This window comes from Nocardioides sp. NBC_00368 (assembly GCF_036090055.1).
Lineage (GTDB): Bacteria > Actinomycetota > Actinomycetes > Propionibacteriales > Nocardioidaceae > Nocardioides.
Genome location: NZ_CP107970.1, coordinates 4,648,970 through 4,669,082, shown reverse-complemented (window position 1 = coordinate 4,669,082; position 20,113 = coordinate 4,648,970). Strand labels below are relative to the sequence as shown.

The window sequence follows — 20,113 nt, the reverse complement described above, 5'->3', positions numbered from 1 at the left end:
TCTGTGAGAGATCGTCCACCCCCCACCGGTGGACGACCTTCTCGCCGATGAAACGGGCCAGCCGCGGACCCATGACGCGGGTTGGGAAGAATTTTTTCGGGAATCCCGTCAGACTTTCGACATGCAGGCTTACGGTCTGACCCATCTGGTGCCGTTGTCCCTGCTCACAGCGGGGATCGTGGCCGTGGTCTGGCTGGGCAGGCGCCAGCGGGACGAGGAGAATCCGTCGCGATTCTCCCGAGGATTCGCGCTCGCGATCCCACTGACGACCATCCCGCTGCAGGCCCATGAGTGGGTCACCGACTTCGACCTCTTCATCGATCTGCCGATCCATCTGTGCGACCTGGCGTGGATGGCGGCGGCGGTCGCGCTGTGGACCCACCACCCCTACCCGACGGCGCTGACCTGCTTCTGGGGTCTCACGCTGACCACCCAGGGTGTGTTCACTCCGGACGTACGGGACTTCCCGGAGGTCAGCTACATCACCTTCTGGGCGATGCACCTGGTGGTCGTGCTCGCCGCGGTCTACCTGGTCTTCGGGCTCAAGCTGCTACCGCGCTGGCGGGACTACGGCTGGGCGGTCGCGACCACAGCGGTGTGGGCCGCGGCGGCGTACGTCCTCAACCTCGTCCTCGACGCCAACTACGGTTACCTGCGCTACAAGCCGCCGTCGGGCTCGCTGCTCGACGTGCTCGGGCCGTGGCCGGTCTACATCCTCAACGAGATCCTGCTCATCGCGGGCGTGTGGGCGCTGGTCACCCTCGGGATGCGGATCTGGGCCCGTCAGGAGGGGTCGACGAGGACGCCGGTGCGCTCGTAGTCGGCGAGGGCGGAGGCGTACGGAGCCAGGTCGATGCCCTTCTCGCTGACCCAGCCGTCGTCGTAGTAGGACGAGCGGTAGCGCTCCCCGGAGTCGCACAGCAGCGAGACGACGCTGCCCTCGTCACCGGCCGCCACCATCTCGCGTACGACACCCAGCGATGCCCACACGTTGGTGCCCGTCGAGGGGCCGACCGAGCGGCCCATCCGGGCCGAGAGCCAGCGCATCGTCGCGATCGACGCCGCGTCGGGGACCTGGACCATGTCGTCGACCACCCCGCCGACGAAGGACGGCTCGACCCGCGGCCGCCCGATCCCCTCGATCCGCGACGGCATCCCGGTGGCGTAGTCGGAGGTGTCCATCTCCCAGCCGCCGTAGAAGGCGGAGTTCTCCGGGTCGGCGACCATCAGCTTGGTGGGGTGGCGGCGGTAGTGGAGGTAGCGACCGATCGTCGCCGAGGTGCCGCCGGTGCCCGCCGAGACGACGATCCAGGTCGGCACCGGGTGCCGCTCCTGCGACATCTGGTCGAAGATCGACTCGGCGATGTTGTTGTTGCCGCGCCAGTCGGTGGCCCGCTCGGCGTAGGTGAACTGATCCATGTAGTGGCCGCCGCACTCGCGGGCGAGGCGCTCAGCCTCGGCATACATGTCGGGAGCGCGGTCGACGAAGTGGCAGGTGCCGCCGTACCACTCGATCAGCGCCACCTTCTCCTTCGACGTCGAGCGCGGCATCACCGCGACGAACGGGAGGCCGAGGAGCCGGGAGAAGTAGGCCTCGGAGACCGCGGTCGACCCCGAGGACGCCTCCACGACCGTCGCGCCCTCGTGCAGCCAGCCGTTGCAGACCGCGTACAGGAACAGCGACCGCGCCAGGCGGTGCTTCAGCGAGCCGGTGGGGTGGACGGACTCGTCCTTCAGGTAGAGGTCGATGCCCGGACATCCCGGCAGCGGCACGACGTGCAGATGGGTATCGGCGGAGCGCTGCGCGTCGGCCTCGACGCGGCGTACGGCTTCGTCGATCCAGGCGCGATGGGAGTCAGAGAGGCGTGGCACCGGCCGAGCGTAACTCCACCCTGATCTGTCCTTGGCATGTGCGGTGAGCCACAATGGCGGGACCGAAACCCGATCGGGTCCGCAGTGAAGTTGCCCACAAGTTAGACCGATCTAAGGACCCCGATTAACCATTGCGGCCTCAAAAGCGAGACAAAAGACCTGTGGACGAACCTCTTGACGTAGTGCTGATCGGCGGCGGCATCATGAGCGCCACCCTGGGCGTGCTCCTCCAGGAGCTGGAGCCCAGCTGGTCCATCAAGATGATCGAACGGCTCGACTCGCTCGCCGTGGAGTCCTCCGGCCCGTGGAACAACGCCGGCACCGGCCACTCCGCGCTCTGCGAGCTCAACTACAGCCCGCAGCAGGCCGACGGCTCGGTCGACATCTCCAAGGCCGTCAACGTCAACGAGCAGTTCCAGGTCTCCCGGCAGCTGTGGTCCTTCCTGGTCGAGAACGGCCGTATCCCGGACCCCGACAAGTTCATCCACACCGTCCCGCACATGTCCTTCGTGTGGGGTGCGGACAACGTCGAATACCTCCGCAAGCGCCACGAGGCGCTGTCGGCGCACCCGCTCTTCGCCGGGATGGAGTTCTCCACCGACCCCGAGGTCATCCGGGGCTGGGCACCGCTGCTGCTCGAGGGCCGCTCGGCCAAGTCGCTCGCCGACGAGCCCGTCGCGGCCACCTGGACCAACGCCGGCACCGACGTCGACTTCGGCTCGCTCACCGCGATGCTGACCCGCACCCTGGTGGACAAGGGCGCCGACCTGGAGACCGGGTCCGAGGTCACCGACCTGCACCAGACCATGGACGGCTTCTGGCACATCTACGGCCGCAACGAGTCCGGGAAGTACCACCTGCGTTCGCGGTTCGTCTTCGTCGGCGCCGGCGGCTACGCGCTGCCGCTGCTGCAGAAGGCGGCCATCCCGGAGATCCGCGGCTTCGGCGGCTTCCCGGTCTCGGGTGAGTTCCTGCGTACGTCCAAGCCCGAGCTGGTCGCCCAGCACCGCGCCAAGGCCTACGGCAAGGCCGCCGTCGGCGCCCCGCCGATGTCGGTGCCCCACCTCGACACCCGCTACGTCGAGGGCAAGACCCACCTGATGTTCGGTCCCTACGCCGGCTGGAGCCCGCGCTTCCTCAAGACCGGGTCGCTGACCGACCTGTTCCTCTCGGTGCGGCCCCACAACCTGCTGCCGATGCTGCGCGCCGGGCTGACCAACATGGACCTCACCGTCTACCTGGTCAAGGAGCTGCTGCGCTCCCCGCGCAAGAAGTTCGACGACCTCCTCGACTTCTTCCCCGCCGCGGACCGCAAGGACTGGGACCGGATCATCGCCGGCCAGCGGGTGCAGGTCATCCGCCCGGACGGCGTGCTGCAGTTCGGCACCGAGGTGATCACCGCCGAGGACGGCACCATCGCCGGTCTGCTGGGTGCCTCGCCCGGCGCCTCGACCGCCCCGGCGATCATGGTCAACGTCCTGCGCCGCTGCTTCCCCGACCGCTGGGACTCCTGGCAGCCCCAGCTCAAGGCGATGATCCCGGCCACCGGTGCCGAGCTCAGCGCCGACCCCGAACTCGCCGCCGAGACCTTCGCGCGCACGGACCGCCAGCTTCACCTCGGCTGACCAACCCGCCGAATCGGTGGTTCTGGGCACCGAATCTGTAGTTGTGGGCGGCGAAACGACAGTTTCGTCGCCCACAACTGATTTCTCGGCCGCCAGAACTGCCTATTCGGCGGTTAGGTGGGCGGCCACGGCTGCTGCTTGGACCCGGATCTCGGGGATGGCGGTGGCCTCGTAGAGCGCGCCCTTGCAGGGTGGACCGACGGTCAGAAGATCGGGTACGACGCGCCCGTCCGCTCCGATGACCCGACCGTCCTCGGTGACGTCGATGCCGAGGCGCAGCGGGTCGGGGGCGATCAGGCCGCGCTTCTGGAGCGCGAGGAGGAGCGGGTTGTCGGTGCGGGTGATGTCGGGTGAGGGACCGGTGCAGTTGACCACCGCGGTGACCTCGCGGTCCCCGTCGGCGAGCGTGACGACGGGCTGCTCGGCGCCGTCCACCCGGCAGCCGAGCACCCCGCCGCCGAGGATCTCCAGGCGTCCCTCGGCCCGGTAGGTGTCGAGGAGGGCGGCGATGCGCGGGGCCATGCGGTGGCGGCGTACCTCCCACTCGCGGGCGTAGACCTCGCGGAAGCGACGGCGCTCCGGCTCGGGGAGGCGGCGCCAGATCGATTGCGTCGGACCGCGGAGGCCGTCGATGACCGCACGCCAGTCGACGCCGAGGCCGGCCGCGTGCTCGATCTGCTCGCGGACGAGGTCGACGATGCCGTCGGCGGTCAACGGGCCGTCGGGGATCGGGGTCACCCAGGAGGTGAACTGGTCGTCGACGTGGGCGTTGGGCACCAGGCCGTGGCGGCTCACCATGATCACCCGGCGGGCCGGGGAGTCGTCGAGGAGCGTGACCGTCGCGTCGACGGCGGTCAGACCGGTGCCGACGACGAGCACGGTCGCGTCGTCGGGCAGCGCACTGATCCGGGCCACGTCCCAGGGATCCGACAGGTTCCACGGCGCCGCGGGAAGACCGGCCAGCGGCTGGGGCGGCGGGTTGCCGTAGGCGAGGACGACGGAGTCGGCCGCACGGCCGGCATCGTCGCTGGTCAGCAGCCGGAAACCGGCACCGACCGGCTCGACGTCGATGACCGTCTCGCCGACCGTCTCCAAGGTCCCGGGACCAGCCACAGCGGCCTGGGCGAGCCGGTCGCGCAGGTAGCGGGAGTAATCCCGCCGGGGCAGGAAGTCGATCGGGCCGAGGTCGATCCCGACCTCCGCCGCCCAGTCCAGCAGGTCGTCACGATCGTCGGGAAAGCCCGACATGTTGTTGGCCCGGACGTTGAGGAGATGGCGGGCGTCGGTGGTCGAGTAGGCCACCCCGTAGCCGGCCTCTCCCCGCGCCTCGAACAGCACCACGGACGCGCCTCGGCGGAGCAGGTTGATCGCAGTCAGCGTGCCGCTGGCTCCACCTCCGACGATCGCCACCGTCGGCGTGCTGGGCGGCGTGGGCGGCGCGGCATCTGTCGTCACCCCGCCAGGGTAACGGCGTTATCCAGGCTTTGTTCACCTGGTTACTGGTCTTACCCGAAAGATTGCACAAATCTATTTGCAAAGATCTCTTTGCGATCTATGGTGGACTCATGGCAGCACGCGAGATCGTTCCCGGAGTCGACCAGCTCAAGGCACTCACCCACCCCGTGCGCGTCCGCATGCTCGGGATCCTCCGTGTGGACGGCCCGGCGACGGCGACCACCCTGGCCGCGCGGCTCGGCATCAACAGCGGCGCGACGTCCTACCACCTCCGGCAGCTCGCGCAGCACGGGTTCATCGAGGACGACGAGAGCCGCGGCAACGCCCGGGAGCGCTGGTGGAAGGCGGCCCATCAGGCGACCGTCACCGGCGACCGGGACGTGCCCGACACCCCCGAGGGTCAGGAGACCCTCGATGCCTACCTGCAGACGGTCGTCACGATCTACGCGCAGCGCCTCCAGGAGGCGATCGAGGAGCGCGCGCTGCTCCCCAAGGAGTGGCGCGAGGCCTTCGGGCTCAACGACCGCGTCGTGCGCCTCACCCCGAGCCAGGCGTCCCGGGTGGAGGAGCAGGTCAACCAGCTCATCGACGACCTCGAGGACGAGCCTGCGGGCGAGGCCGTGATGTTCCAGTTCCACGTCTTCCCGCTTCCCGGACACCTCGGCAAGGACCAGGAGAGGCAGTCATGAAGCTCCCCCTCTACGGATGGCTCGCCGCCGAGACCATCTCCCTGGTCGGCACCCGCGTCTCGATGCTGGCGCTGCCCTGGTTCGTGCTCGAGACGACCGGCAGTCCCGCGAAGGCCGGCCTGATCGCGCTCTTCGAGATGACCCCGCTGGTGCTCAGCAAGATCTTCGGTGGCCCGGTCATCGATCGCATAGGTCCGCGCCGCGTCGCGATCTCCTGCGACCTGGGCTCGGCCGTCGTGGTCGGCCTCATCCCCCTGCTGTACGCAGCCGGCCTGCTGCACTTCCCGATCCTCCTTGGCCTCGTCGCCCTCGCCGGCGCGATGCGCGGCCCCGGTGACTCGGCGAAGTCGTCGATGATCCCGCAGCTGGTCGAGGAGGCCGGCGTGCCGACGGAGCGGGCGACCGGGCTCCACTCGTTCGTCGAGCGCACCGCCTCCATGCTCGGCGCCGCCGCGGCGGGCCTGCTGATCGGCGTGGTCGGTGCGACCAACGCGATCGTGATCGACGCCGCCTCGTTCGCGGTCGGCGCCCTCGTGCTCGCGACGACGACGGCCGGCCTGGCCCGGCGTCGGTCGCCTGCACCCACTGAGCAGCCGAGGGAGGACCCCGCCACGTACGGTGCCCAGCTCGCCGAGGGCTGGCACTTCCTCCGCCGCGACCGGGTGCTCCTGGGGATGGCGTTCATGGTCGCACTGACCAACCTGATCGACATCGCCTGGAGCAGCGTGCTGATGCCCGTGTGGGGCCAGCAGCACGCCGGCCCCGAGACGATCGGTCTGCTGTTCGCCACCTTCTCGGGTTTCTCGGCGGTGGGATCGGCCGTGGCGGCGGCCATCGGCGACCGGATGCGGCGCTACCCGACGTACCTGGTCTGCTTCCTCGTCACCGGGATCCCACGGTTCCTGGTGATCGCCTTCGGGGCGCCGCTGTGGATGGTGTTCGTCGTGTTCGCGATCGGCGGGACCACCAGCGGCTTCATCAACCCCATCCTCGGAGCGCTGCAGTTCGAACGGATCCCCGCCCACGTGCTCGGCCGGGTGATGTCACTGATCTCGGCCTTCGCCTGGGGGCTGATGCCGCTCGGCGGGCTGCTCGGCGGCGGCCTGGTCTCCGCGTTCGGCCTGACCACGGCCCTGGTGGCCTGCGGGATCGCCTACTTCGTGGTCACGATGTTCCCGGCCATCGACCCGACCTGGAAGCAGATCGAGCGGCGACAGGAGCCGGCGGCTAGCAGGCTTCCCGCAAGCGCGGGATCCTAGGGATCCCGCCGAGCCGCTTGTTGTAGCGGACGTGGTCGGCGTATCCCTCCAGGAGCGTCCACAGCGCCTTGTGCGCCGGCCACGGGATCGCCTCGCCGGGGAACGCCCAGCTCGAGCCGAAGCCGATCCAGACCGGGACCCAGTCCTTGGCGCAGTCCCACTCGCCCCGCTTCGACATCAGCAGCTTGTTGCGGACCTGGAACGCGAGCCGCTGCCCGTCCTTCACGATCGGCGCCGCGCACACCCGCCACAGCGGCATGTCGAGCGACATCAGCTCGATCTCGATGTCGCCGAGAATGCGCGGATCCACCAGGACCGTAGCGACGTTCTCATGCGGGCGCCTCATGACCATCACGCTAGCGTCGAGCGCCGACATTCGCGGCCGATCCGCCAGGAGCGAACATCGCGACCCGATTCACCACCCCGCCGGACAGGGCGTACGCACCGGGCCTATCATCCTCCCCAACTCGATCGGGCAGGGAGGCCCGAGGGAGGATCGAGGAAGGACCCACGTTGGCACCCTTGAGGCAGCCCAGAACGGGCGAAGAAGCCGAGAAGTACGCCGCGGAGCATCTGCATTCCCTCGGCTGGCCCGACGCCGCCCCCTCGGGCAGCACCGCAGCCGCCGACGTCGACATCATCGGCGGCCGGCCCGACAACGTCATCGTCGCGCAGGTCGTGCTCACCCGCGCACCGACCGAGGCGCGCAGCGTCTGTGCCGTACGCGGCGCGGGCTATGCCTACGACGCCCGGACGGTCGCGCTGTTCAGCCGCGCCGGATTCACGACGGACGCGGTCGAGTGGGCCGACAGAGTGCGGGTGGCCCTGTTCGAGTTCGCCGCCGACGGCTCGATCCGGCCGCACGGGAAGCACGCCGCCGAACTGGTCGTCACGGCCACCGCTCCGGCGCCGCCGGTCATCGGCCGGGCGCCCGAGCCGGTCCCCGGCAAGCACATCGACCCCACCCGCACGGGCGGCTTCACGTTCACCTCGAAGATCCCCGCGATCAGGCCGCGCCGGAGGGCGACGGAGAAGACCTCCGACCAGGTCGCTGCTCCGGAGGTCGCTCCGGTCGTCGCTCCGGACGTAACCCCTGGCGTCGCCCCGGACGCGACCGCGCCGGCCGTCGAGAAGATCGCCGGCCCGATGACCGGCCAGATCCCGGCGTACTCATCCACCTACATCCTCCCGGACACGTCTTCGACCTACGTCGTCCCGGCCGCCCCTTCGACCATGAGCATCCCCAAGGCGCCCACGCCGCCGCCCGGCGAGCGGTGGGTCCCGGACGGGCTCGGGCCGATCCTGGACGCGATCGCCCGGGCGTCGCAGCTGCCCGTGGTGCTCGTCCTGGGCTCGGACCAGCGGGCCGAGTGGGTGCGCCAGACCTTCCAGGTCGGCACGATCACGGTCACCGACGAGAGCGTGCTGCCGATGCTGCTCTCGCTCGTGACGGGCCGCGAGTCGCAGTACGCGAGCGGCGAGTCCTACCACAAGGTCGACGGCCTCAAGCCCCAGGGCGAGCGGGCGCTGGAGTCCTGGCGGGCCTGGGCGGCCTACGACCGCGCGATGGCCAACTACCGCCGCGCGGTCTGAGCCCCAGCGGCCGCGTGGTCGCACGCAGGAAACCTGGCGACACCGGCGATCGTCCTCGGGATACTGGTCCTCCATGGATGAGGTCACGGTCGTCGTCGCCCATTCCGAGCGCGCGACCCTGCGCGTGGGTGACGTGTTCCTAAAGGTGGACGCCGATCAGGCGCGCATCTTCGCCGAGGTCGAGGCGATGTCCCTGGCGCCGGTTCCGACACCGGAGGTGCTGTGGTGCAAGCCGCCCGTGCTCGCGCTCGCCGCACTTCCGGGGACGACGCTCGGCCGCCTCGGCGGGCCGGCGACCGGGTCGCCGGCGGCGTGGGCGACGGCCGGCGCCGCCATCCGGAAGTTGCACGACGCACCGCTGCCGCCCCGGCACGGCCGCGCGGGCCGGAGTAGCGATGCGCTGGCGGCGGAGCTCGACGACGAGTGCGACACGCTCGCGGCCGACGGAATCCTGCCCGCCGACCTGATCGCCCGCAACCGCCGGGTCGCCGAGGCCGCGCTCCGGCCCTGGACTCCGGCGTTCACGCACGGCGACCTGCAGATCGCGCACGTCTTCGTCGACGCCGACGAGGTCACCGGCATCATCGACTGGTCCGAGGCGGGCCAGGGCGATGCTCTGTACGACCTCGCCACCTTCACGCTCGGACACGAGGAGCACCTCGACGACGTCATCGCCGGCTACGGCACCGACGTCGACCTCGAGGTGATCCACGGGTGGTGGTCGCTGCGGAGCCTGCTGGCGGTTCGCTGGCTGATCGAGCACGGCTTCGACCCCTTCGCGCCGGGCTGTGAGGTCGACGTGCTGAGATCCCGGATGTGAAGCTGCGCGGACCCGCGCGAGCCACGTAGGTATTACCGATCGGTGACGGATGAGTCGCATGCTGTCGCCGAGGACGCAGCGCTGGCACAGTGAAGGCATGACTGGGCTGGACATGGGACAGACACCTCGCGCCGAGGTCGGGGTCATCGGCGGGACCGGGCTCTACGAGTTCGTGAGCGATGCCGAGGAGGTGGTCGTCGAGACGCCCTACGGTGCGCCGTCGGCGCCGATCACGGTCGGCACCGTTGCCGGCCGGTCGGTGGCGTTCGTGCCCCGACACGGCCGCTCGCACGAATATCCACCGCATGCCATCCCCTACCGCGCCAATCTCTGGGCCCTGCGGTCGCTCGGGGTGAGCCAGGTGCTCTCCCCCAGCGCCGTCGGCGGCCTCCGGTCCGAGGTCGCGCCCGGCGATCTCGTCACGCCCGACCAGATGGTCGACCGCACCTGGCGCCGCATCCCGAGCTTCGTGGAGACGGGGGCCACCCACGTACCTCTCGCCGATCCCTACTGCGCGCGCATCGCCAAGGCCTACGCCGCCGCCGACCCGTCCGTGAAGACCGGCGGCACGCTGATCATCATCGAGGGGCCGCGGTTCTCGACGCGCGCCGAGTCCATCCACCACGCCGCCCAGGGCTGGACGCTGGTCGGGATGACCGGCGCCCCGGAAGCGGCGCTCGCCCGGGAGTTGCGGATGTGCTACGCGCCGTTGTGCCTGGTCACCGACATGGACGCGGGCGCCGCCGAGGGCGAGGGCGTCGACGAGGACGACGTCTACGCGCTCTTCGCCGCCAACCTGGAGCGGATGCGCACGATCCTGACCGACACGATCGCCGGTCTCCCCGACCCGGGCGGGTGCTCGTGCTCGACCTGGGCCGAGGGCAAGCAGCTCGCCTACGAGATCCCATGAGGGTCCTGCTCACCGGCTCGGCCGGCTTCATCGGTACCGCCATCGGCCGGGTCCTGGAGGAGGCCGGTCACGAGGTCGTACGTGTCGATGCGCTGCTCCTGATGGCGCACGGCCCGTCCGCCTCGGTGCCTCCGGACACCCACCTGCTCGACGTACGCGACGCCGACGGGTGGGGCGACCTGCTGGACGGCGTCGACGCGGTGTGCCACCAGGCTGCCGTCGTCGGGGCCGGGGTGACGGTGGCCGACCTCCCGCTGTACGCAGCCCACAACGACCTCGGCACCGCGGCGCTCCTGGCGGCGATGAGCGCGCACGGGGTCTCCCGGCTGGTGCTGGCCTCGTCGATGGTGGTCTACGGCGAGGGCCGCTACGTCTGCGAGACCCACGGCGACCGGGTGCCGCCGCCGCGCTCACGCACCGCGCTCGACGCCGGCGACTTCGAGAACCACTGCGACCTGTGCGGCGGCGCGCTGGCCTGGGCGACGGTGGCCGAGTCGGCGCGGCTCGACCCCCGCAGCTCGTACGCAGCCAGCAAGGTCGCCCAGGAGCACTATGCCTCCGCGTGGGCCCGCCAGGCGGACGCGACCGCGATCGCGCTGCGCTACCACAACGTCTACGGGCCGCACATGCCTGCCGACACGCCCTACTCCGGGGTGGCCGCGATCTTCCGGTCCTCGCTGGAGCGGGGCGAGGCGCCGCAGGTGTTCGAGGACGGCGGCCAGCAGCGCGACTTCGTCCACGTCGACGACGTCGCCCGCGCCAACCTGGCGGCGTTGGAGGCGACCGCCGAGCGGCCGGCCGGTGAGCTGGCGGCCTACAACGTCGCATCCGGACACCCGGTCACGATCAGGCAGGTGGCCGAGCTGGTCGCGCGAGGTGCCGGGCAGGAGGTGGCGCCGGTCGTCACCGGGCGCTACCGGATCGGCGACGTACGCCATGTCGTCGCCTCCCCACAGCTCGCGGAGAAGGAGCTCGGCTTCCGCGCCGAGGTGCTGCCTGACGTTGGGCTTCCCGCTTTCGCCACCGATCCGCTGCGGATGCACAGCTGAACCGAGAAGCGCGTCCACATCGTGAGAGGTGTCCCGGCACTTGATGGGCACTTCTTGGGCTTGCGGGGTGTTTCAGTGCCCGTCATGTCCAGGGATACCCGGTCGACCGGGTATCCCTGGGTCCCTGTTCACCAGCTCGTGTGCAACAGGTGCTCGACGAGCAGCGCGGTGCCGAGCTGGAGCGCGAGGCCGGGGCGTCGCCACCGCTCGGGCAGGAGCGCACAGCCGAGGGTGAGCCCGGGGATGAACGGCAGCCAGATCCGTTCGACCTCGGCCCGGCTCATCTGCGAGGCATCGGCCAGGGCGACCATGATCAGCGCCGCGGCCACCAGGACCACGACCACCCGGTCCTCGAGGTTGCGCCGGGAGGCCCAGGTGGCGCCGATCCCGGCGCCGACGAGCGGGCCGGCACTGATCGCGAGCGCGGCCAGGTTCCCCCAGGTCCAGTAGGCCCCCGGACGCTGACTCGCGAGACCGTCCCAGTAGCGGTCGACCAGCACCGGGTAGGCCTCCCACCACGCGAAACCGCCCGCGGCGAAGACGAGAACCACCGCGAGCGCCGAGACAGCGGCGACCGGAAGCACCCACCAACCCCGGGACCATCCCCACCGTCGGCCGCTGCCCAGCCACAGCACCGCGAGCGCGAGCACGCCGACCAGCGGGAGGCCGTACGACATCATCACCAGGTAGCCGAGGAGCAGCCCGGCCACGACCGCCCACGGCCAGCCGCGGCGCGGGCCACCCCGGCAGGCGAGGGCCAGGCAGCACATCCCCCAGGCGGCGGTCGCCGCCATCACCGCGTCGGCGGAGACGGCGAGGAACACGGCGGACGGGGTGAGGACGAGATAGGGCGCGGCCGCGCGAGCCCCGGACTCGCTGCCGAGGACGCGGACCGTCGTCATGACCGCCAGAGGCAGGGTCGCGGCGATCACCGTCACGACCAGCCCGGCGGCCAGGTCGCCGCCGAGACCCACCTTCACCAGGAGCACGAAGAAGAGGACCATCCCGGGCGGATGCCCGGCGATGTGGACCGGCCAGTTGCCGTCGGGCGCGTCGTAGGGGATCCGGGCGACGTACTCCCGCAGCAGGCCGCCCACGTCGTCGACCGCCCGGGCGGTGCCGAGGTACTCGGACCGGCTCCCGAGCACCCCGGAGATGCCCTCGGCGCCGTCCACGAGCGCCAGCGACAACAGCCACCCCAGCCCGGCGCCGTACGCCACCACGAGCAGGCGCCGCCACGGGAGCCGGGTCGCGACCAGGTCGGCCCAGCGCAACGACGCGAGGGCGAGCAGGATCGCAAAGACCGTGCCGATCCCGGCCTTGACCTCGGGAAATCCGTGGAGCGGCGGAAAGGTTCCGTCCTCGATGTGCACGCGGGTCCACACCTGCCAGCCGAGGAGCGGCGGCACGACGACGGCCGCGGCCACGAGGGTCAGCGTGGCGAGGAGCCCCACCAGGGCAGCGCGGTGAGCTGAGGAGTTCACGACTGCGAGCGTAGGTGGGTGGAGGCCCGGTCGGCGCCGCGCAACGGCCACGTCATCGGACCGTAAGATCTGCCGGCCCCATCGGGCGCGGCGCATTCCTAGAGTCGGTTCCATGGCCCAGAACCGCCCCGAGACCGACCTCGTGCTGCCCTGCCGCGACGAGGCCGCCGCCCTGCGTGAGCTGTTGCCACGCGTGCCGGCGGAGCTGTCCGTGATCGTCGTCGACAACGGCTCGACCGACGGCACCGCCGACGTCGCCCGTGAGCTGGGGGCGCGGGTGGTGTCGGAGTCGCGGCCCGGATACGGGGCGGCCGTGCACGCCGGCCTGCTGGCTGCCACCGCCCCCTACGTCGTGGTGATGGACGGCGACGGCTCCTTCGATCCCGAGGCCGCGCTGCCGCTGGTCGAGACGATCAGGCGCGACGAGGCCGACCTGGCGCTGGGCTGCCGCCGGCCGGTGACGCCGGGCGCCCAGCCGTGGCACGCCCGGGTCGGCAACCGGCTCGTCCTGCGCGCGCTGCGGCGGCGTACCGGTCTGCGGGTGCGCGACATCGCCCCGCTGCGCGCGGCCCGCCGCGAGGCGCTGCTCGGGCTCGGCGTGGAGGACCGGCGCTCCGGCTACCCCGTCGAGCTCCTCGATCGGGCGGCCCGGGCCGGCTGGCGGGTGCACGAGATCGACGTCGACTACCACCCTCGGACCGCCGGCACCCGCTCCAAGGTCTCCGGCTCGGTGCGGGGCAGCCTGCGGGCTGCGTACGACTTCTGGCGGGTGCTCGCATGACGGCCCCGACAGTGCTCCTCGTGGCCAAGGCACCGGTCCCCGGGCTGGTGAAGACCCGGCTCGCGGCCGAGATCGGGGAGACGGCCGCGACCGCCGTCGCCGCGGCCTCGTTGCTGGACACGATCGAGGCGTGCACCCTCGCCGTCGGACCGGAACGATGCCGGCTGGCCCTCTCCGGAGACGTCTCCGCGGGATTCCGGGCGGTGGAGATCGAGTCGGCGATCGCCGGCTGGACCGTCACCCCGCAGCGCGGCAAGGGGCTCGGCGAGCGGCTGGCGAACGCACACGCCGATGTCGCCGGGCCGGTGGTGCAGATCGGGATGGACACCCCGCAGGTGACGCCGGCCCGACTGCTGGCCGTGGCCGCCGGACTGGACGCTGCCGACGCCGTGCTCGCCCCCGCCGAGGACGGCGGCTGGTGGGCCCTGGCGCTCCGCGACCCCTCCGCCGCCGCGGCACTGCGCGAGGTCCCCATGTCCACCCCCGAGACGTACGCAGCCACCCGCGCCGCCCTCGAAGCACTGGGTCTCCGCGTCGCTGCCGGTGAGCGGCTTCGCGACGTCGACCACCTCGCCGATGTCGCCCCCGTCGCCGCAGCCGCCCCCGGGACCCGCTTCGCCGCGGCTGCCGCGGAGATCGCCACCGAGATCGCGCGGGTGACCCGATGACGGCGGCGGTGGCGGAGTCGGCGTTCGGGCACGCCTTCGCCAGCGAGCGGTGTCGGGTCGTGAACGTCGACGGCAGGGCCTCGCGGCTGCCGGTCGAGGACTGGACCCGCACCGCCGACGCGGCCGACCTCGCGCTGCTCTCCTACTGCGCCGGGCCGACGATCGACCTCGGCTGTGGTCCCGGCAGGATGACCGCCGCACTCACCGCTCGGGGCCTGCCGTCGCTCGGCGTCGACGTCGTCCCGGAGGCCGTCGCCGAGACCGCGGCGCGCGGTGGTCGCGCGGTGTGTCGCGACGTCTTCGAACCCCTTCCCGGCGAAGGGTGGTGGGCGACCGCTCTCCTCGCCGACGGCAACCTCGGGATCGGTGGGGACCCGCTGGCCCTCCTCGCCCGTCTACGCCGGCTGCTGGTCCCGGGCGGCCGGGTGGTCGCCGAGGTGCACCCGCCGGGGACGCCGAGCGGCCCGCTGCTGGCTGAGCTCGTCTGCGACTGCGGCGGCTCCTCCCAGTTCCCGTGGGCGACCGTCGGCGCCGACGCGATCAGGTCGATCGCGACCGAGGCCGGGTTCGCGGTCACCCGGCTGGCGCCGCTGCCGCAGCTCCGTCCGACCGAGCCCCGGCCCCCGTCCCGGGTCCGGGCGCTGACGCCCGGCCGCGATCGGTGGGTGGCCGTGCTCGTGGAGGAGACGTCATGAGGATCCCGTCCGAGGACTCGTTCACCTCGCGCCTGCGCAGCGCCGCGGTCGCCGCCCGGGTGGGACTGTGGCTCGGCATCTGCTTCGTGATCGCGCTCGCGACCGGGCTGATCAGCCACTACGCCCAGGGCGACCAGCAGCCGGTGCCGCTGCCGACGAGCCCGTCGTGGCTCTACCAGGTCACCCAGGGCCTGCACGTCGTCGCCGGCACCGCTGCGATCCCGCTCCTGCTGGTCAAGCTGTGGGTCGTCTTCCCCAAGCTCTTCCAGCCGGTGCCGCGACGGGTCCGTGAGGCCCTGCCGACGGCGCTCGAGCGCGGCTCGATCGCGATCCTGGTCAGCACCTCGCTGGTCCAGCTCACGACCGGCCTGCTCAACGTCGCGCAGTGGTATCCCTGGGGCTTCAGCTTCCGGGCCACCCACTACGCGCTCGCCTTCGTCGCCGTCGGGGCGCTGTTGGTGCACATCGCGGTGAAGCTGCCGATCATCCGTGACGCCCTGACCGGCGACGTCGACGACACCGCCCACGACCGGCCGAACGCGCGCCGAGCGGGGCCGGTCAGCCGTCGTGGCGTACTGGTCCTGGCCGGCACCTCGGCCCTGGCCGCCGCCTTCCTCTACACCGCCGGCACCGTCCCCGGAGCCGGTCGCATCGCGGCCCTGTCCCCACGTTCCCGGAAGCACGGCATCCCGATCAACCGCACGGCCCACTCCGCCGGTGTCGTGGCCGAGGCGAGCAGCTCCTCCTACCGCCTCGAGCTCGTCCACGGGGCGACGTCCCGGGCCCTGTCCCGCCAAGATCTGGTCGCGATGCAGCAGCGGATCTCCACCCTGCCGATCGCCTGCGTGGAGGGATGGAGCGCGACGGGCGAGTGGCGGGGCGTACGCCTGCGCGACCTGCTCGACCTGGTCGGCGCACCTCCGGGGCGGGACGTCAGGATCCGGTCGATCCAGACGTTCAGCGCCTCCTCCGACACCGTGCTGCCGGCGAACTTCGCCGACGACGACCGGACCCTGATGGCGCTCGAGCTCGACGGCGAGACGCTCTCGATGGACCACGGGTACCCGGTCCGGCTCATCGCCCCCGACCGTCCCGGCGTCATGCAGACCAAGTGGGTATCCCGGATCGAGGTGCTGGCATGAGAGGGGTACGCGGCGGGCTGATCGGCCTCGGCACGGTCGGGATGGCGTACGGAGCCTGGCTGCTGCTGAGCAGGCAGGACATCGGCCAGATCACCGAGGTCGTGGTCTGGCTGGCGGCCGCGGTCGTGATCCACGACGGGATCCTGGCGCCGGCGGTGCTGGCGCTGGGGTGGCTCGGCGGCCGGCTGCTGCCGCGGGCGGTCGCCCGGGGCGCGGTGACGGTGCTGGTGCTGCTCGGGCCGACCGTCCTGGTCGCGATCCCGGTCCTCGGCCGGTTCGGCGCGAAGCCGGACAACCCGACGCTGCTGGACCGCGACTACACCCAGGGGCTGGTGGTGTTCGCGCTGCTGTGCGTATGCGCCGGTGTCGCCGTGGCGCTCGGCGAACTACGCTCGCGACAGCGGACCGTCGAGGAGGAGCAGAGCTGATGGCACGTGTGCTCGTGGTCGACGACGACCTCACCGTCCGTGAGGTGCTGGCGTCCTACCTGCGCGCGGGCTCGCACGACGTCGTCGAGGCCGGCGACGGCGAGCAGGCCCTCCGCGCGATGAGCGAGCGCCCCGCCGACATCGTCGTCCTCGACCTGATGCTGCCCGGTATCGACGGGCTGGAGGTGTGCCGGCGGCTGCGTCAGGCGAGCGAGGTGCCGATCATCATGCTCACCGCGCTCGGCAGCGAGGCCGACCGGATCATGGGGCTCGAGCTCGGCGCCGACGACTACGTCGGCAAGCCGTTCAGCCCGCGGGAGCTGGTGCTCCGGGTCGACTCGGTGCTCAAGCGCACCGGCCACTCGGGTGAGGGCGGCGTGGTCTCGGACGGCCCGCTCGTGGTGGACGCGGACCGGCGGGTGGCCACGAACGCCGGGACGGAGCTGGCGCTGACCACGCGCGAGTTCGACCTGCTCCGCTACCTGATCGCTCACCCCGGCAAGGCCTTCACCCGGGAGGACCTGCTCGAGCACGTGTGGGGCTGGACGATCGGCGACCGCTCGACGGTCACGGTCCACGTACGCCGGCTGCGGGAGAAGATCGAGTCCGACCCGACCCGGCCGGAGCGGCTGGTCACGGTCTGGGGCGTCGGCTACCGCTGGGAGTCCGCGGAGGTGGGCGCATGAAGTTCGCCGATGCCGTCCTGATCTCGCTCGTCGCCGCGGGCGCCGGTCTCACGGTCGGCCTGGTCGGGCTCCTGGTCGCCTGGCTGACGCGACGCTGGTCGATCCGCTGGCAGCTCACCCTGGCCGCCACGGTCGCCGTGCTGACCGTGTTCGGGGGCGTGCTCGCCGTCGCCTGGCTCATGTTCCTCTCCGGCCACGACCTGCTGGTCATCACCGTGGTCACCTCGATCGCCGTGGTCGTGGCGATCCTGGTCGCGCTCGTCATCGGCTCCGCGATGGTCCGCTGGTCAGGCGCCGTCCAGCGGCAGGCCCGGGAGATGGCGCTCGGCGGGCATCAGCTGCCCTCCGAGAGCGGGCCGCGCGAGCTCCGGTCGCTGTCGGCCGAGCTCGCCGAGACGCAGCGGCGGCTCGAGGAGGCGAGCGCCCGGGAGGCGCGGCTCGAGGAGTCGCGGCGCGAGCTGATCTCGTGGGTCGCCCACGACCTGCGTACGCCGCTGGCCGGGTTGCGCGCGATGGCCGAGGCGCTCGAGGACGGGATCGCGGCCGACCCGCACCGCTACCACCAGCGCATCCGCGTCGAGGTCGAGCGGCTGGCCCGGCTCGTGGACGACCTCTTCGAGCTCTCCCGGATCCAGGCCGGAGCGCTCACCCTGACGCCCGAGCCGGTCCTGCTCGGCGACCTGGTCAGCGAGGCACTGGCCGGCGCCGACCCGGTCGCCCGCGAGCGGCGGGTGCGGCTCGGCGGCCAGGTCGAGGACGGCCTCGAGATCACCGCCGACCCGGCCAGCCTGTCCCGGGTCGTCTCCAACCTGCTGATGAACGCGATCCGCCACACCCCCGCCGACGGCACGGTCGAGGTCCGTTGCCAGCTGGCCCCCGGAGAGGTACGCAGCATCGACCTCAGCGTCAGCGACGGCTGCGGCGGCCTGGATCCCGGCGACATGGAGCGGGTCTTCGACCTCGGCTGGCAGGGCAGCACTGCGCGCACCCCGGCCGCGCCCGAGAGCGCCGACGGCACCAGCGCCCAGGGCGCCGGGTTCGGCCTCGCCATCGTCAAGGGTCTCGTCGACGCGCACCGCGGCAGGGTCTGGGTGGAGAACCTTCCGGCCGCGACCGGCTGCCGGTTCCACGTACGCCTGCCCGCCTAGGCCGTGGAGCCTTCCAGCTCGTCGACGAGCACGAGGCCGCGTTCGGCCCAGGCGATCGCGGCGCGCGCCTGGTCGATCAGGCCGTCGTAGGCGAAGACCTTGTAGCGCACGATCCGGTCCCACTGGCTGGCGTCGTAGTGCTCCAGACGCCGGGCCAGCGTGGGGTGGCTGCGGTCGACCAGCGTGGCGCGGGTGGCCTCGAGCATCGCCAGATGCTCGGTCCAGTAGTCGCGGAACTGCTCCAGCTCGGCGCGCGCGGCGCCCGGCTCGGCCCACTCCAGGTAGGCCGCCTTGAGGTAGGCCGGCTCCCGCTGCCGGCGGATCTCGATGGGCGCGTCCATCCACTCCCGGAAGGCCTGCACCCCGGCCTCGGTGACGGCGTACTCCTTCTTGGTGCCCTTCTTGCCCCACGGCACGACCGCGGACTCGAGCAGGCCGTCGCGCTCCATCCGGTTGAGCTCCGGATAGATCTGCGAGTCGGGCGCGTGCCACACGTGGGCCACCGACTGGCTGAACTGCTTGGAGACGTCGTAGCCGGTCATCGGGCGCGAGGTGAGCAGCGCCAGCAGCGCGAATCTCAGCGACATCGTGACCCCCTCTTCCAGCCCAGTGACCGTGGCGCGAGCGTACCCGCCTCTTGCCACTAACTATAGAGATAGGTAGTTTGTGACGAGCACAACACCTATCTCCATAGGGAGTTCCCCATGACCGTCCTGGATTCCCCGCCGATCACCGCGGCGAGCAAGATCTTCAACTTCCCCCGCAACGCCTGGTACGTCGCCGCGTGGGACCACGAGGTGACCGCGAAGCAGCCGCTCGCCCGCACCATCGCAGGCGTGCCGCTGGCACTGTGGCGCAACAGCGACGGCCGCGCCGTCGCGCTGGCCGACGCCTGCTGGCACCGGCTGGCGCCACTGTCGAAGGGCAAGGTGTTCGGCGATGAGATCCAGTGCCCCTACCACGGGCTGCGCTACAACTCCGCCGGCCGCTGCACGAGCATGCCCGCGCAGGAGACGATCAACCCGAGCGCGATCGTCCCGTCCTACCCGGTCGTGGAGCGCTACCGCTACGTGTGGGTCTGGGTGGGCGACCCCGACCTCGCCGACCCCGCCACCGTGCCCGACATGCACCAGATGGACTCACCGGACTGGGCCGGCGACGGCGAGACGATCTATGCGCCCTGCAACTACCAGCTGGTGCTCGACAACCTGATGGACCTCACCCACGAGGAGTTCGTGCACAGCTCGAGCATCGGGCAGGACGAGCTCTCCGAGGCCGAGTTCGAGGTCAGCCACGACGACCGCCACGTGACCGTCACCCGGTGGATGCGCGACATCGACGCGCCTCCGTTCTGGCTGAAGAACATGCGGGACAAGTTCCCCGGGTTCAGCGGGAAGGTCGACCGCTGGCAGATCATCCACTTCGAGGCACCCTCGACGATCTGCATCGACGTCGGCGTCGCCAAGGCCGGCACCGGCGCCCCCGAGGGCGACCGCAGCCAGGGCGTGAACGGCTTCGTGATGAACACGATCACTCCGGAGACCGCGCGGACCTCGCACTACTTCTGGGCCTTCATGCGCAACTACCGCCTGGAGAGCCAGACCATCACGACCCAGCTGCGCCAGGGCGTCCACGGCGTCTTCGGCGAGGACGAGGACATGCTCGCCGCCCAGCAGCGGGCGATCGACGCGAACCCGGACCACGAGTTCTACAGCCTCAACATCGACGCCGGCGGGATGTGGGTGCGCCGGATCCTGGACCGCATGCTGCAGGCGGAGGGTCTCCCCGCCGCGGCTGCGAAGTGAGGCC

Annotated in this window: 21 protein-coding genes; 16 read left to right on the top strand and 5 right to left on the bottom strand. The window is 71.4% G+C overall.

The genetic code is table 11. From position 1 onward, the window contains the following. The first annotated feature begins 121 nt into the window (after window positions 1-121). On the top strand, window positions 122-820 hold the full coding sequence (locus tag OG984_RS22295; RefSeq protein WP_328528370.1) for a YwaF family protein: 699 nt from the start codon (window positions 122-124) through the stop codon (window positions 818-820). Here OG984_RS22295 and OG984_RS22290 read toward each other — a convergent pair. Next, window positions 784-1,872: a PLP-dependent cysteine synthase family protein gene (locus OG984_RS22290; protein ID WP_328528369.1), complete on the bottom strand. Its 1,089-nt coding sequence runs from the start codon at window positions 1,870-1,872 to the stop codon at window positions 784-786. The genes OG984_RS22295 and OG984_RS22290 overlap by 37 nt on opposite strands. A 161-nt stretch (window positions 1,873-2,033) precedes the next feature. Here OG984_RS22290 and OG984_RS22285 point away from each other — a divergent pair, with 161 nt between their 5' ends. Continuing rightward, the gene (locus OG984_RS22285; RefSeq protein WP_328528368.1) at window positions 2,034-3,497 is read left to right on the top strand and encodes a malate:quinone oxidoreductase; all 1,464 of its coding nucleotides are present in this window, start codon (window positions 2,034-2,036) and stop codon (window positions 3,495-3,497) included. Between the two features lie 102 nt (window positions 3,498-3,599). Here the strand turns inward: OG984_RS22285 and OG984_RS22280 are convergent, their stop codons facing one another. After that, entirely contained in the window at window positions 3,600-4,952 is a 1,353-nt protein-coding gene (locus tag OG984_RS22280) for an FAD/NAD(P)-binding protein (protein ID WP_328528367.1), read from the bottom strand. A gap of 110 nt (window positions 4,953-5,062) precedes the next feature. Between OG984_RS22280 and OG984_RS22275 the strand changes: the two genes are divergently transcribed. Further along, on the top strand, window positions 5,063-5,641 hold the full coding sequence (locus OG984_RS22275) for an ArsR/SmtB family transcription factor (protein WP_328528366.1): 579 nt from the start codon (window positions 5,063-5,065) through the stop codon (window positions 5,639-5,641). Next, on the top strand, window positions 5,638-6,900 hold the full coding sequence (locus OG984_RS22270; RefSeq protein WP_328528365.1) for an MFS transporter: 1,263 nt from the start codon (window positions 5,638-5,640) through the stop codon (window positions 6,898-6,900). Before OG984_RS22275 ends, OG984_RS22270 begins: the two co-directional genes overlap by 4 nt. Here OG984_RS22270 and OG984_RS22265 read toward each other — a convergent pair. Beyond that, the gene (locus OG984_RS22265) at window positions 6,869-7,246 is read right to left on the bottom strand and encodes a hypothetical protein (RefSeq protein WP_328528364.1); all 378 of its coding nucleotides are present in this window, start codon (window positions 7,244-7,246) and stop codon (window positions 6,869-6,871) included. The genes OG984_RS22270 and OG984_RS22265 overlap by 32 nt on opposite strands. A gap of 176 nt (window positions 7,247-7,422) precedes the next feature. Here OG984_RS22265 and OG984_RS22260 point away from each other — a divergent pair, with 176 nt between their 5' ends. From OG984_RS22260 to OG984_RS22245, 4 genes are all read left to right on the top strand, one after another. Next, the gene (locus tag OG984_RS22260) at window positions 7,423-8,493 is read left to right on the top strand and encodes a restriction endonuclease (RefSeq protein WP_328528363.1); all 1,071 of its coding nucleotides are present in this window, start codon (window positions 7,423-7,425) and stop codon (window positions 8,491-8,493) included. 73 nt (window positions 8,494-8,566) lie between these two features. Next, a complete protein-coding gene (locus tag OG984_RS22255) occupies window positions 8,567-9,313 on the top strand; it encodes a phosphotransferase family protein (protein WP_328528362.1) in 747 nt (248 codons plus the stop codon). Between the two features lie 97 nt (window positions 9,314-9,410). Further along, window positions 9,411-10,223, top strand: a complete 813-nt coding sequence (locus OG984_RS22250; protein WP_328528361.1) for an S-methyl-5'-thioadenosine phosphorylase — start codon at window positions 9,411-9,413, stop codon at window positions 10,221-10,223. Beyond that, a complete protein-coding gene (locus OG984_RS22245) occupies window positions 10,220-11,272 on the top strand; it encodes an NAD-dependent epimerase/dehydratase family protein (protein WP_328528360.1) in 1,053 nt (350 codons plus the stop codon). The genes OG984_RS22250 and OG984_RS22245 overlap by 4 nt, the downstream gene beginning before the upstream one ends. 128 nt (window positions 11,273-11,400) lie before the next feature. Here the strand turns inward: OG984_RS22245 and OG984_RS22240 are convergent, their stop codons facing one another. Continuing rightward, on the bottom strand, window positions 11,401-12,756 hold the full coding sequence (locus tag OG984_RS22240) for a hypothetical protein (protein ID WP_328528359.1): 1,356 nt from the start codon (window positions 12,754-12,756) through the stop codon (window positions 11,401-11,403). 112 nt (window positions 12,757-12,868) lie between these two features. Here OG984_RS22240 and OG984_RS22235 point away from each other — a divergent pair, with 112 nt between their 5' ends. The 7 genes from OG984_RS22235 to OG984_RS22205 are packed head-to-tail and all read left to right on the top strand — an operon-like array spanning window position 12,869 to window position 18,304. Further along, the gene (locus tag OG984_RS22235) at window positions 12,869-13,537 is read left to right on the top strand and encodes a glycosyltransferase family 2 protein (RefSeq protein WP_328528358.1); all 669 of its coding nucleotides are present in this window, start codon (window positions 12,869-12,871) and stop codon (window positions 13,535-13,537) included. Further along, complete coding sequence (locus OG984_RS22230) at window positions 13,534-14,205, top strand: TIGR04282 family arsenosugar biosynthesis glycosyltransferase (RefSeq protein ID WP_328528357.1); 672 nt, start codon at window positions 13,534-13,536, stop codon at window positions 14,203-14,205. The genes OG984_RS22235 and OG984_RS22230 overlap by 4 nt, the downstream gene beginning before the upstream one ends. Continuing rightward, on the top strand, window positions 14,202-14,900 hold the full coding sequence (locus tag OG984_RS22225) for a class I SAM-dependent methyltransferase (RefSeq protein WP_328528356.1): 699 nt from the start codon (window positions 14,202-14,204) through the stop codon (window positions 14,898-14,900). Before OG984_RS22230 ends, OG984_RS22225 begins: the two co-directional genes overlap by 4 nt. Then, window positions 14,897-16,042, top strand: a complete 1,146-nt coding sequence (locus OG984_RS22220) for a molybdopterin-dependent oxidoreductase (RefSeq protein ID WP_328528355.1) — start codon at window positions 14,897-14,899, stop codon at window positions 16,040-16,042. The genes OG984_RS22225 and OG984_RS22220 overlap by 4 nt, the downstream gene beginning before the upstream one ends. Continuing rightward, on the top strand, window positions 16,039-16,470 hold the full coding sequence (locus tag OG984_RS22215) for a hypothetical protein (RefSeq protein ID WP_328528354.1): 432 nt from the start codon (window positions 16,039-16,041) through the stop codon (window positions 16,468-16,470). The genes OG984_RS22220 and OG984_RS22215 overlap by 4 nt, the downstream gene beginning before the upstream one ends. Beyond that, window positions 16,470-17,156, top strand: a complete 687-nt coding sequence (locus OG984_RS22210; protein WP_328528353.1) for a response regulator transcription factor — start codon at window positions 16,470-16,472, stop codon at window positions 17,154-17,156. The genes OG984_RS22215 and OG984_RS22210 overlap by 1 nt, the downstream gene beginning before the upstream one ends. Next, window positions 17,153-18,304 (top strand): sensor histidine kinase, encoded by a 1,152-nt coding sequence (locus OG984_RS22205; protein ID WP_328528352.1) that lies wholly within the window; start codon window positions 17,153-17,155, stop codon window positions 18,302-18,304. Before OG984_RS22210 ends, OG984_RS22205 begins: the two co-directional genes overlap by 4 nt. Here the strand turns inward: OG984_RS22205 and OG984_RS22200 are convergent. Continuing rightward, window positions 18,301-18,891 (bottom strand): PadR family transcriptional regulator, encoded by a 591-nt coding sequence (locus OG984_RS22200; protein WP_328528351.1) that lies wholly within the window; start codon window positions 18,889-18,891, stop codon window positions 18,301-18,303. The genes OG984_RS22205 and OG984_RS22200 overlap by 4 nt on opposite strands. Window positions 18,892-19,008: 117 nt before the next feature. On the opposite strand from OG984_RS22200, the gene OG984_RS22195 reads away from it, so the two are divergent. Then, complete coding sequence (locus tag OG984_RS22195; RefSeq protein WP_328528350.1) at window positions 19,009-20,109, top strand: aromatic ring-hydroxylating dioxygenase subunit alpha; 1,101 nt, start codon at window positions 19,009-19,011, stop codon at window positions 20,107-20,109. Window positions 20,110-20,113 lie beyond the last annotated feature (4 nt).